The organism is Pseudomonas versuta (assembly GCF_001294575.1).
GTDB classification, from domain to species: domain Bacteria; phylum Pseudomonadota; class Gammaproteobacteria; order Pseudomonadales; family Pseudomonadaceae; genus Aquipseudomonas; species Aquipseudomonas versuta.
This window is the reverse complement of the sequence record NZ_CP012676.1, coordinates 978,571-991,718: the sequence shown is the minus strand read 5'-3', so window position 1 is coordinate 991,718 and position 13,148 is coordinate 978,571. Positions and strand designations below refer to the sequence as shown.

The window sequence follows — 13,148 nt, the reverse complement described above, 5'->3', positions numbered from 1 at the left end:
CGATGGAATTCGCTTTCTATTTCGCATCGGGTATCGCTGTAGTGTCCACGTTACGTGTGATCACCAACACCAACCCTGTGCACGCCCTGCTCTACCTGATTATTTCGCTGATTGCCGTGGCAATGACGTTCTTCAGCCTCGGCGCGCCGTTTGCCGGTGTGCTTGAAGTGATCGCCTACGCCGGTGCCATCATGGTGCTGTTCGTGTTTGTAGTGATGATGCTCAACCAGGGCCCGGCCTCGGTTCAGCAGGAACGCATCTGGCTCAAGCCCAATATATGGATCGGACCGACCATTTTGTCCGCCCTGCTGCTGGCCGAACTGCTTTACGTGCTGTTCGCCCATCAGAGCGGTGCTGCAATCGGTCAAACCACCATCGATGCAAAAGCCGTGGGCATCAGCCTGTTCGGTCCGTATCTGCTGGTAGTCGAACTCGCGTCGATGCTGTTGCTTGCAGCAGCGGTGACGGCGTTCCACTTGGGCCGCAACGAGGCGAAGGAGCAATAACATGCCAGGAATACCTCTCGAACATGGTCTGGCCGTTGCCGGTGTCCTGTTCTGCCTCGGTCTGGTTGGCCTGATGGTACGTCGTAACATTCTCTTCGTATTGATGAGTCTGGAAATCATGATGAACGCCGCTGCACTGGCGTTCATCGTGGCCGGTGCACGCTGGGCACAGCCGGATGGACAAGTGATGTTCATCCTGGTGATTACCCTGGCAGCCGCTGAGGCCAGTATTGGCCTGGCGATCCTGCTGCAGCTGTATCGCCGCTTTCACACGCTTGATATCGATGCTGCCAGTGAGATGCGCGGATGAACCTTCTCTTTCTGACTTTCGTATTCCCCCTGATCGGCTTTTTGCTGCTGTCGTTCTCCCGTGGACGCTTCAGCGAAAACCTCTCGGCCCTGATCGGCGTCGGCTCCATTGGCCTCTCGGCCATCGTGGCCGCCTATGTGATCTGGCAATTCAACGTTGCACCGCCTGAAGGCGGTCACTACACACAAGTGCTGTGGCAGTGGATGTCGGTGGAGGGCTTCAAGCCCAACTTCGCCCTCTATCTGGACGGCCTGTCGGTGACCATGCTCGGCGTGGTGGTCGGCGTAGGCTTCCTGATCCACCTGTTCGCCTCCTGGTACATGCGCGGTGAAGAGGGCTACTCGCGCTTCTTCGCGTACACCAACCTGTTTATCGCCAGCATGCTGTTCCTGATCCTGGGCGATAACCTGTTGTTCCTGTACTTCGGCTGGGAAGGTGTAGGCCTGTGTTCGTACCTGTTGATCGGTTTCTACTACAGCAACCGCAACAACGGTAACGCCGCACTCAAAGCCTTTATCGTGACCCGCATCGGCGACGTGTTCATGGCCATCGGCCTGTTCATCCTGTTCCAGCAACTGGGTACGCTGAACATTCAGGAACTGCTGGTTGCAGCCCCTCTGAAGTTCCAGGCCGGTGACTTCTGGATCGTATTGGCGACCTTGATGTTGCTGGGCGGCGCTGTCGGTAAATCGGCACAACTGCCACTGCAAACCTGGCTGGCGGATGCGATGGCCGGTCCTACACCGGTTTCGGCTCTGATCCACGCCGCCACCATGGTGACCGCAGGCGTTTATCTGATTGCCCGTACCCACGGTCTGTTCACCCTCGCTCCGGACATCCTGCACCTGGTCGGTATCGTCGGCGGCGTGACACTGGTACTGGCCGGTTTCGCAGCGCTGGTACAGACCGACATCAAACGAATCCTCGCCTACTCGACCATGAGCCAGATCGGCTACATGTTCCTGGCGCTGGGCGTTGGTGCATGGGACGGTGCGATCTTCCACCTGATGACCCACGCCTTCTTCAAGGCCCTGCTGTTCCTTGCTTCCGGTGCAGTCATCGTTGCCTGCCACCACGAGCAGAACATCTTCAAAATGGGCGGTCTGTGGAAAAAACTGCCACTGGCCTACGCCAGCTTCATCGTCGGCGGCGCGGCACTTTCTGCCTTGCCACTGCTGACGGCCGGCTTCTACTCCAAGGACGAAATTCTTTGGGAAGCCTTCGCCAGCGGTAACAACGAACTGCTGTATGCCGGCCTGGTCGGTGCTTTCATGACCTCGCTGTATACCTTCCGCCTGATCTTCATCACGTTCCACGGTGAAGCCAAGACTGAAGCCCACGCAGGGCACGGCGTTTCGTACTGGCTGCCTCTGGGCGTACTGATCGTGCTGTCGACCTTTATCGGCGCCATGATCACCCCGCCACTGGCAGGCGTTCTGCCACAAAGCGTCGGCCATGCCGGCGGCGAAGCCAAGCACAGCCTGGAAATCGCTTCGGGCGCCATCGCCCTGGCCGGTATCCTGCTGGCCGGCTTGCTGTACCTGGGCAAGCGCCGCTTCGTCACCTACGTTGCCAACAGCGCCATTGGCCGCTTCCTCACGGCCTGGTGGTTCGCCGCGTGGGGCTTCGACTGGCTGTACGACAAACTGTTCGTCAAACCTTACCTGTTGATCTGCCGCTTGCTGCGCAAAGATCCTCTGGACCAGACCATTGGTTTGATCCCGAAGATGGCCAAAGCCGGGCATAACGCCCTGAGCCGTAGCGAAACCGGACAACTGCGTTGGTACGCTGCTTCTATGGCCGCCGGTGCTGTACTGGTCATGGGCGCCATCGTTTTGGTAGCGGTCTGATATGAACCTTCGACATTGCGAAAGGAATTGAGCCCGTCATGATTCTGCCTTGGCTAATCCTGATCCCCTTTATCGGCGGCCTGCTGTGCTGGCTGGGCGAGCGCTTCGGCCCTACCCTGCCACGCTGGATTGCGTTGCTGACCATGTCCCTTGAGCTTGCACTCGGCCTTTGGCTGTGGTCCCAGGGTAACTATTCATTTGCACCGGCGCCCGGCGCCGATCCGACCTGGGCCCTGGAGTTCCAGCACATCTGGATCGCACGCTTCGGTATCAGCGTGCACCTGGCGCTGGACGGCCTGTCGCTGCTGATGATCCTGCTCACCGGCTTGCTCGGCGTGCTGTCCGTTCTGTGCTCCTGGAAAGAGATTCAGCGTCATGTGGGCTTCTTCCACCTGAACCTGATGTGGATCCTGGGCGGTGTGGTTGGCGTGTTCCTCGCCATCGACCTGTTCATGTTCTTCTTCTTCTGGGAAATGATGCTGGTGCCGATGTACTTCCTCATCGCGCTCTGGGGTCACAGCTCTTCAGACGGCAAGAAAACCCGTATCTACGCCGCCACCAAGTTCTTCATCTTCACTCAGGCTTCCGGCCTGATCATGCTGGTGGCGATCCTGGGTCTGGTGCTGGTCAACTTCAACAACACCGGCGTGATTACCTTCAGCTATGCCGAGTTGCTGAAAACCAAGATGTCGCTCACCACCGAGTACATCCTGATGCTCGGCTTCTTCATTGCCTTTGCCGTGAAGCTGCCGGTTGTACCGTTCCACTCCTGGTTGCCTGACGCTCACGCACAAGCGCCGACTGCCGGTTCTGTGGACCTGGCGGGCATCCTGCTCAAGACCGCTGCCTATGGTCTGCTGCGCTTCGCCCTGCCGCTGTTCCCGAATGCTTCGGCCGAGTTTGCGCCGATTGCCATGACCCTGGGTCTGATCGGGATTTTCTACGGCGCGTTCCTGGCCTTCGCACAGACCGACATCAAGCGTCTGATCGCGTTCTCCAGCGTTTCGCACATGGGCTTCGTACTGATCGGGATCTACTCCGGCAGCCAGCTGGCATTGCAAGGTGCAGTCATCCAGATGCTGGCCCACGGCGTTTCGGCAGCCGCGCTGTTTATTCTCAGCGGCCAGCTGTACGAGCGCCTGCACACTCGCGACATGCGTGAAATGGGTGGCTTGTGGTCCAAGATCGCGTACTTGCCGGCCATTAGCCTGTTCTTTGCAGCCGCTTCTCTGGGCTTGCCGGGCACCGGTAACTTCGTCGGTGAATTCCTGATCCTGATTGGCTCGTTTGCCAGCTTCCCATGGGTCACGGCCATTGCCACAACCGGTCTGGTGTTTGGTTCGGTCTACTCGCTGATCATGATTCACCGCGCCTATTTCGGCCCTTCCAAGTCGGACGCAGTACTGGCCGGCATGGATGCACGTGAACTGATCATGGTGCTCGGTCTGGCGGTATTGCTGGTGTTCATCGGCGTATACCCACAACCGTTCCTCGATACCTCGGCTGCGACCATGCATGGCGTGCAGCAGTGGATCGGCACCGCCTTCACTCAACTCGCTTCGGCCCGGTAAGAGCGCTATGGAATTCACGATCCAACACTTTATCGCGCTTGCGCCGCTGCTGATTACCAGTCTCACCGTTGTTGTGGTGATGCTGGCAATCGCATGGCGGCGCAACCATTCACAGACCTTCCTGCTTTCGGTGGCCGGTCTTAACCTGGCCTTGCTGTCGATCTTCCCTGCGTTGAAAGTGGCTCCGCTGGCTGTCACCCCGCTGTTGATGATGGACAACTTTGCCTATCTCTACATCGGGCTGATTCTGGCCGCCACCCTGGCTTGCGTCACCCTCGCCCATGCCTATCTGGGCGAAGGCGGCACTGGCTACCCGGGCAACCGCGAAGAGCTGTATCTGCTGATCCTGCTGGCAGCCACTGGCGGTATTGTTCTGGTCAGCGCGCAACACCTGGCTGGCTTGTTTATCGGCCTGGAGTTGCTCTCGGTACCGGTATACGGCCTGGTGGCATATGCCTTCTTCAACAAGCGCTCACTTGAAGCCGGCATCAAGTACATGGTGCTGTCGGCTGCCGGCTCTGCGTTCCTGTTGTTCGGTATGGCCTTGCTTTACGCCGAAGCCGGCAGCCTGAGCTTCAGCGGTATCGGTCACGCCCTGGCAGCCTCCGGCGTACCTGCGCCGCTGGCCCAGCTGGGTCTGGGCATGATGCTGGTCGGTCTGGCGTTCAAACTGTCGCTGGTACCGTTTCACCTCTGGACTCCAGACGTCTACGAAGGTGCTCCGGCTCCGGTCGCTGCCTTCCTGGCTACCGCCTCCAAAGTGGCCGTGTTTGCAGTGATGGTGCGTTTGTTCCAGATCACGCCTTCGGCCTCGACCGGCGTGATGAGCGACGTACTGAGCGTGATCGCGATTGCCTCGATCCTGTTCGGTAACCTGCTGGCCCTGACCCAGAACAACCTCAAGCGTCTGCTGGGTTACTCCTCCATCGCACACTTTGGTTATCTGCTGATCGCCCTGGTGGCGAGCAAAGGCATGGCCATGGAAGCCATCGGCGTGTACCTGATCACCTACGTGCTGACCAGCCTGGGTGCATTCGGTGTAATTACCCTGATGTCCTCGCCATACAAGGGCCGTGATGCGGACGCACTGTACGAGTACCGCGGCCTGTTCTGGCGCCGTCCGTACCTGACTGCGGTGATGACCGTGATGATGCTGTCGCTGGCGGGCATCCCGTTGACGGCCGGCTTTATCGGCAAGTTCTACATCGTTGCTACCGGCGTTGAAGCACACCAATGGTGGCTGGTCGGGTCCCTGGTTATGGGCAGTGCCATCGGCGTGTTCTACTACCTGCGCGTGATGGTGACCCTGTATCTGGTCGAGCCAAAACTGCATCGCCACGATGCTCCGCTGAACTGGGAGCAAAAGGCGGGTGGCGTCATGCTGCTGGCCATTTCGGCACTGGTCTTCTTCCTGGGTGTATACCCGCAGCCAATGCTCGAACTGGTACAACACGCAACGCTGGGCCTTATTGGCTAAGCCTTGAACCGTTGTACCCCATACCCCGTAAAAGCCCGGCTTTTACGGGGTATTTTTTTGCCCGGTCAATCACCCTCCCCTGTAGGAGCGAGCTTGCTCGCGAGCGCTTCAACACGCCACATGCAAGCAAGTGGCCGTAGATCCCCCTTGGCAGTTGCGAGGCATTCTCGGCTTGTATAGGCTGGCGCGCCGCCCGTCCATCGACCGAGATTCCTGTACATGCGATCCGCCCTTTGCTCATTACTGCCCCTGGCGCTCGTCTGCGCAGCACCCGCTTATGCCGAGTCACTGGAGTTGGGCGAGGTTCAGGTCCGCAGCGAGGAAAGCAGCGAGCTGGAAGCCGCCCAGGCCCGATTGCATGACGTGCCCGGCGCCAGCAATGTGGTCGACCTGACCCGCGTCGAGAATGGTCGCACCGCCAGCAACACCGATGTGCTGGCCTATCAACCCGGTGTCTACGCGCAATCATCGGGTAACGACGGGGCCAAGGTCTCAGTGCGCGGCTCCGGCATCAATCGCGCCCCCGGAGCCCACGGGTCGGGCCTATATGTGATGTTCGACGGTCTGCCTTTGACCGGCCCCGGCGGCACGCCTTACGAACTGTTCGAACCCTTGTGGCTGAGCCGGGCTGAAGTGTTGCGCGGAGCCAATGGCTTTGAGGCCGGCGCACTGGCCCTGGGTGGCTCGATCAATTACGTGACCCACACCGGCTATGACGCCGCCCCCCTGCAAGTGCGCTATGAGGCAGGCAGTTATGGTTATCAGAAACGTCAGATCAGTTCCGGGCAAGTGCTGGGGGACCTCGATTACTACGTGGCACTGACCGATTCCGACACCGATGGCTATCAGGATCACACCCGCGGCAGCAGTAAAGGTATCGCGGCCAACGTCGGTTATCGCTTCAGCCCGCAGCTCGACACCCGCTTTTACCTGCGCTATCGCGAGACTGATAACCAACTGGCCGGCCGCGTTACCAAAGACCAGATCAAGCATCATCCACGCTCGACCAATCCGGTATATGTAAACGGTGATTACACCCGCCCCCAACCCGGCAGCACCTGGCTGGGGAACAAAACCACGATGTACCTGGATGACGATTCCCAACTGGAGATCGGCCTGGTTTATCACGACTACCCAATGGACCTGCACGAAGGCCCGAACCGGCTGAAAGTCGCCTACACCGATGTCAGCGGCACCCTTAACTATAAGCGCCGCGACACCTTGTTCGGCCTCCAAAGCAACACCACCGTGGGCTTGCGCAACACCAAACACCTGCCCAACAGCGGCGCCTCGGAATACGTGCGCATCCCGATCGGCAATACTGCCGGTTATGCCCCGGGGACGAAAATTCGTGACTTCAGCTACCAGGGCTCTGACACGGTACTGCACGCCAGCAACGATCTGGAGCTGATTCCTGACCTGTGGCTGACCACCGGCATGGCACTGATTTACACCCGCCGCGAAAGTGACGTCAGTTACCCCGACAGCGGCGCCAAGGTCAGCCAGCACGACTGGGATTACGCGCCCCGGGTCGGCCTGCGCTATGAGTTCAATCCGAACCTGCAGGTCTACGGCAACCTCAGCCGTTCAGTGGAGCCGCCTCACCCCTGGTCGATGATCTGGGGTTCGCCTTATCGCTTCCCGGCCGGCAGCGGCCCGGCTACCGGTCAGCAAAGCACGCCGGTAGCGCTGAACAACCAGACGGCCACCACCCTTGAGCTGGGTACCCGGGGCGAGTCCTGTCTCGGGCAATGGGATTTGGCCTGGTACTACTCGGCAATCCGCCATGAACTGCTGAGTGTCGAGACCCGGGCAGCGACCGCAGGCCAAGTGGCCATTGTCGGCGAGGCCAACGCCAGCCCGACGGTGCACCAGGGCTTCGAGGCCGGGCTCAACAGCCTGCTGTGGGAACGCCAGGCGGTGGGCAAAGTCTCGCTGCGTCAGGCTTACACCTTCAGCGACTTCCACTTTCGCGATGACCGGCGTTTTGGTGACAACCGGCTACCGGGTATCCCGCAGCACTACTATCAGGCTGAAATACGCTACGACCACCCTCAGGGCTTCTATGCCGGGCTGAACACCCAGGTGGCCTCACGCATGGCGGTGGATTATGCCAACTCCTACTACGCATCCTCCTACATGCTCTGGGGTGCAACCCTGGGCTATGCCTCACCCAAGCAGGACTGGCAAACCTGGCTCGACCTGCGCAACTTGACCGGCGAGCGCTATGCCGCCACTGTAACTGCGGGCTATGACGACAAAGGGCTGGATGCAGCGCGCTCCACGCCCGGCGAAGGCATGGGCGCCTACGTCGGGGTTTCCTGGAATTTTCGTTAATCGTTGCGAGGGATATCGGCAGGCAGTCGCACTTTGCGGTGGGTGCCACTGAACAGGCCCCAGCTGGACAAGAACAGGGCGGCAATCAATGGCCCGATCACAAAGCCATTGAGGCCGAAGATCGCCATGCCGCCCAGGGTCGAAATCAAAATCAGGAAGTCCGGCATTTTGGTGTCCTTGCCGACCATGATCGGGCGCAGCACGTTGTCCACCATCCCGATCACGAACACCCCGTATAGCGCCAGCACCACCCCTTCCCAGATCATCCCCGTGACCAGGAAGTAGATCGCCACCGGTGCCCAGACAATGCCTGCGCCTACCGCCGGCAGCAGTGACAGGAACATCATCAGTACGGCCCAGAACAGCGAGCTGTGGATCCCGAGCAACCAGAAGATCAACCCGCCCAGGGCCCCCTGGGTCACGGCCACCGCCAGGTTGCCCTTGACCGAGGCCCTGACCACACGGCGTAACTTGATCTGCAACAAACGCTTGTGCTGCTCGGCCATCGGTACCGCATTGCGGATCATGCGCACCATTTGCTGACCGTCACGGATAAAGAAATACAACAGGTAGAGCATGATGAAAAAGCTCACCACCAGCTCAAAAGTGCTCTGGCCGAAACTGAACACCTGAGTGGCAAAAAACTGACTCCCTTCCAGGGCGCCTTTGGAGATTTTCTCGCTCAGGCCATCGATATTGCCAACCCCTAACCGGTCGAGCCAGTCCTGGACCGTTGGGGGCAGGATGTCCTTGAACTGCATGACGTACCTGGCGACATTGATTTTGCCGCTCTCGACATCCTTGTAGAGCATGGCCACTTCTTGCACCAGCAACACGGTAGTAATGATCACCGGCAAAATCGCGATAACCGTGCACACACCCAGTGTGGAAAACGTTGCGAGATTTCGGCGTCCACTCAACTTGAGCACGAACTTGCGCTGCAAGGGAGCAAACAGTATGCCCAAGGCCACAGCCCAGAAAATCGCCCCATAAAACGGCAGCAGAATCCAGATGAACGCGATGGTGACCAGGGCCAGCAGCAAGAGCAGGGTTTTACGTTGAAGACTGGTTTCGTTCATGTGCCATCCGTGTCAGTAAGGCGCGAGTGCAGTGGGTAGCCGCAGTTTAGACGGCAAATATACAGGCGCGGGCGCCCATTACGGGATAAAGACGGTATGTCGGTAAGAGCTTGCTCGCGAGCTGTGCGTGACGTCTTGAAAAAGCTCGCTCCTACAGAGTTTCAAGCGCCATGGCCAGCGAGCGGGTTATCGCGCCGCCCGCCGCGCAAGATACCGGGCGCATTTTTCTCAGATTCAAGGGAGTCAGATCTGTATCATGCGCCGTCGGATAATACGGTCTCCTGCCGAGCGTATTGCCCGCACGGCTCTAAACGCCTGCTTCTGTACTTTTAATTGTTTGGCTGGACCTGCATTGACAAATTTGCCACAAGCTGTAAATAATCAGATAGACGTTGTACGACAACAGATAACAAAAATAAGAATAATCAAGGAATCTTTCGTATGAGCACCCTCGTGTCAGCTCCCCGCTCTGCCGCGCCGTTAATTCGCGCCGGTCGCGTACTGGTTGTATTTCTTTCGCGGTCCTCCACGCAACGATCACCTACAGAATTTGCTGAAGGCTAGCGCGCAAGCAAATGACTCTTTCGCATCAGCGACTTGAGTCGCCGCCCTGACTTCAGGGCCCCCCGCATGTCCTTTGAATCACTGACTGCTCTTCTGACGGTCACCGGGATCTGCTATGTCTAAGAAAATGGGAGCGCAACAATAATGAAACATCAACACACCCGGTCACTGGTTTTGGTCGGACTTGGCAGCATGGGCCTGGCATTACCGCTGACAGGCATGGCCGAAGGCTTTGTCGATGACACCAAAGCCACCCTCACCCTGCGAAATGCCTACATCAACCGCAATTACACCAACCCTGACTACCCGCAAAGCAAGGCTGAAGAGTGGACGCAAAACTTCATCCTCGACGTCAAATCCGGGTTTACCCAGGGTACCGTCGGTTTTGGGGTTGATGTCCTGGGCCTGTACTCGCAGAAACTCGATGGCGGCAAAGGCACAGTGGGCACACAGTTGCTGCCTACCCATAGCGATGGCGAACCGGCCGACAACTTCGGCCGCCTGGGCGTTGCAGCCAAAGCCAGGATCTCCAACACCGAACTGAAAATCGGTGAGTGGATGCCGGTACTGCCTATTTTGCGCTCGGACGATGGACGCTCTCTGCCGCAAACCTTCCGTGGCGGCCAGATCACCTCCAAAGAGTTCACCGGCCTGAACCTGTATGGCGGCCAGTTCCGCGCCAACAGCCCGCGCAACGATGCGAGCATGGAAGAGATGTCGCTTAACGGAAAAGGCGCGTTCACCTCCGACCGCTTCAACTTTGCAGGCGGCGATTACAGCTTCAACGAAAAGCGCACCCAGGTCGGCCTGTGGTACGCGCAACTGGAAGACATTTACCAGCAGCAATTCCTTAACGTCCTGCACACCCAACCCATTGGTGAGGTGACCCTGGGCGCCAACCTCGGCTATTTCCGGGGCAAGGAAGACGGCAACAAGCTGGCCGGCAACCTGGACAACAAAACCGCTTACGCCCTGCTCTCGGCCAAATACAAAGGCAACACCTTGTATCTGGGCCTGCAGAAAGTCAGCGGTGATGACGGCTGGCTGCGTGTCAATGGCACCAGCGGCGGCACCCTGGCCAACGACAGTTACAACTCCAGCTACGACCTGGCCAAGGAGCGCTCCTGGCAGGTGCGTCACGACCTTGATTTCGCAGTGTTCGGCGTCCCCGGCCTGATGATGATGAACCGCTACCTGAGCGGCGATAACATCCACACCGGCACCATCACTGACGGCAAGGAATGGGGCCGCGAATCGGAACTGGCCTACACCGTTCAAAGCGGCACCTTCAAAGACCTCAACATGCGCTGGCGCAACTCGACCATGCGTCGCGACTACAGCAGTCACGAGTTCGATGAAAACCGTATCTTCATCAGCTACCCGTTGTCGCTGCTGTAACGCGCCATGCAAGCCCGCCCCCTGTGGGAGCGGGCTTGCCCGCGATGGGTCTGCGGGCCAGCACACACCATCAGCATTGCCTGAATCGCTGGCAGCCAGCTCCCCCAATTCCGCTGTCATGATGCCAAAGTGATAGCGCTCCATCATGTTTTGACACTCATTGGATTGACAACACCCTCAAGGGCTGCGAATAATCCGGACCATGTCATACGACAACAGATGACACCAATAATAAAAAAGGGTCTCTTGATGGCAACCTCGCACACTGTCCAAAATCCCTTCAATCGCCTTCTTCTTACCGGCGCGGCCGGCGGTCTGGGGAAGGTACTGCGTGAAAGCCTGAAGCCGTATGCCAGGGTTTTACGACTGTCTGATATCGCCCTGATGGCACCCGCTGTCGACGCCAGCGAAGAAATACAGCTGTGCGATCTCACCGACAAACACGCTGTTCACCAACTGGTTGAAGGCGTAGATGCCATCCTGCATTTCGGCGGAGTCTCGGTTGAGCGCCCGTTCGAAGAAATCCTCGGGCCCAATATCTCCGGGGTTTTCCATATTTATGAAGCGGCCCGACGCCACGGCGTCAAACGCGTGATTTTCGCCAGTTCCAACCATGTGATCGGTTTTTACAAGCAGGACCAGACCCTCGATGCCCGCTCCCCGCGCCGCCCCGATGGCTATTACGGCCTGTCCAAGTCCTATGGCGAAGACATGGCCACGTTCTACTTCGATCGCTACGGCATAGAAACCGTCAGCATCCGCATCGGCTCATCATTCCCCGAACCGCAAAACCGCCGGATGCTGAGCACCTGGCTGAGTTTTGCCGATCTCACCCAGTTGCTCGAACGCTCTCTGTACACACCGGATGTCGGCCACACCGTGGTCTACGGCGCGTCAAACAATCCGAACCTGTGGTGGGACAACCGCTATGCGGCCCATCTGGGGTTTGCGCCCAAGGACAGTTCCGACGTGTTTCGCGACAAGGTTCAAGCCCAGCCAATGCCGGCTGCCAATGACCCGAGCATGATTTACCAGGGCGGCGCCTTCGTCGCTGCCGGTCCGTTCGGCGACGAATAAGTACACGCCCGCACCTGATAAGAACATGACCGACAGGGATAGCCGCATGACTGCCGAACTGATTCTCGACGCACGCAACGCCACAGGCGAAAGCCCGGTCTGGAGCGCAGCAGAACAAGCGCTGTACTGGGTGGATATTCCGGCCGCACGCTTGCACCGCTGGAGCCTGAACGATGGTCAGAGCCAGAGCTGGGAAGCCCCGCAGATGCTTGCCTGCATCGCCCGCAGCGGCGACGGCAGCTGGATTGCAGGCATGGAGAGCGGCCTGTTCACCCTCAAGCCCCGGGCCGACGGCAGCCTCGATAGCCGCCTGCTGGCCAGGGTTGAACATGCCCGGCCAGGCATGCGCTTTAACGATGGCCGCTGTGACCGCCAGGGGCGTTTCTGGGCCGGAACCATGCTGCTGGACATGGCAGCAGGCGCGCAGTGCGGGGCGATGTACCGCTATAACGCAGGCCAGGCCGAACCGCTCAAGGCGCAGCTTGATGGTTTTATCGTCCCCAATGGCCTGGCTTTCAGCCCCGACGGCAAAACCATGTACCTCTCGGACTCACATCCCGACGTGCAAAAAATCTGGGCCTTCGATTACGCCATCGACAGCGCCACCCCGTACAACCGCCGCCTGTTCGTGGACATGCAAGCGTATCCGGGACGCCCCGATGGCGCCGCCGTCGATGCCGATGGCTGCTACTGGATCTGCGGCAATGATGCCGGCCTGATCCACCGTTTTACCCCTGCAGGCAAACTCGACCGGTCCCTAGCCGTACCGGTGAAAAAGCCTGCCATGTGCGCCTTCGGAGGTGCAGACATGGACACCCTGTTCGTCACCTCGATTCGTCCGGCGGGCGATATCAGCGACCAACCCCTGGCGGGCGGCGTGTTCGCCCTCAGGCCGGGGATCAAGGGCCTGGTTGAGCCCGCCTTCAACAACTGACGGTTTACCGACATTGCTGATCCGACACCTTGATATAAAAAAAAC

The 13,148-nt window shown here is 58.9% G+C and carries 10 protein-coding genes; 9 read left to right on the top strand and 1 reads right to left on the bottom strand.

Annotation, left to right across the window (positions count from 1 at the left end; all coding sequences use genetic code 11):
• The first annotated feature begins 2 nt into the window (after positions 1–2).
• From nuoJ to AOC04_RS04560, 6 genes are all read left to right on the top strand, one after another.
• Entirely contained in the window at positions 3–506 is a 504-nt protein-coding gene (nuoJ, locus tag AOC04_RS04585) for an NADH-quinone oxidoreductase subunit J (protein WP_060691356.1), read from the top strand.
• Position 507: 1 nt separating this feature from the next.
• Entirely contained in the window at positions 508–816 is a 309-nt protein-coding gene (gene nuoK, locus AOC04_RS04580) for an NADH-quinone oxidoreductase subunit NuoK (protein WP_003446970.1), read from the top strand.
• Complete coding sequence (gene nuoL / locus AOC04_RS04575; protein ID WP_060691355.1) at positions 813–2,666, top strand: NADH-quinone oxidoreductase subunit L; 1,854 nt, start codon at positions 813–815, stop codon at positions 2,664–2,666. The genes nuoK and nuoL overlap by 4 nt, the downstream gene beginning before the upstream one ends.
• 38 nt (positions 2,667–2,704) lie before the next feature.
• Complete coding sequence (gene nuoM, locus AOC04_RS04570; RefSeq protein ID WP_060691354.1) at positions 2,705–4,237, top strand: NADH-quinone oxidoreductase subunit M; 1,533 nt, start codon at positions 2,705–2,707, stop codon at positions 4,235–4,237.
• Positions 4,238–4,244: 7 nt separating this feature from the next.
• Positions 4,245–5,714, top strand: a complete 1,470-nt coding sequence (nuoN, locus tag AOC04_RS04565; RefSeq protein WP_060691353.1) for an NADH-quinone oxidoreductase subunit NuoN — start codon at positions 4,245–4,247, stop codon at positions 5,712–5,714.
• Positions 5,715–5,933: 219 nt separating this feature from the next.
• The gene (locus AOC04_RS04560) at positions 5,934–8,051 is read left to right on the top strand and encodes a TonB-dependent receptor family protein (RefSeq protein WP_060691352.1); all 2,118 of its coding nucleotides are present in this window, start codon (positions 5,934–5,936) and stop codon (positions 8,049–8,051) included.
• On the opposite strand, the gene AOC04_RS04555 is transcribed toward AOC04_RS04560, so the two are convergent.
• Positions 8,048–9,130, bottom strand: coding sequence for an AI-2E family transporter (locus AOC04_RS04555; RefSeq protein ID WP_060691351.1), 1,083 nt, complete (start codon positions 9,128–9,130; stop codon positions 8,048–8,050). The genes AOC04_RS04560 and AOC04_RS04555 overlap by 4 nt on opposite strands.
• 708 nt (positions 9,131–9,838) lie before the next feature.
• On the opposite strand from AOC04_RS04555, the gene AOC04_RS04550 reads away from it, so the two are divergent.
• The 3 genes from AOC04_RS04550 to AOC04_RS04540 all read left to right on the top strand — a co-directional run bounded on the left by AOC04_RS04550 (position 9,839) and on the right by AOC04_RS04540 (position 13,103).
• Positions 9,839–11,092, top strand: a complete 1,254-nt coding sequence (locus AOC04_RS04550) for an OprD family porin (RefSeq protein ID WP_060691350.1) — start codon at positions 9,839–9,841, stop codon at positions 11,090–11,092.
• Positions 11,093–11,341: 249 nt separating this feature from the next.
• Complete coding sequence (locus tag AOC04_RS04545; protein WP_060691349.1) at positions 11,342–12,169, top strand: NAD-dependent epimerase/dehydratase family protein; 828 nt, start codon at positions 11,342–11,344, stop codon at positions 12,167–12,169.
• Between the two features lie 46 nt (positions 12,170–12,215).
• Positions 12,216–13,103: a glucurono-1,5-lactonase gene (locus AOC04_RS04540; RefSeq protein ID WP_060691348.1), complete on the top strand. Its 888-nt coding sequence runs from the start codon at positions 12,216–12,218 to the stop codon at positions 13,101–13,103.
• Positions 13,104–13,148: the final 45 nt, after the last annotated feature.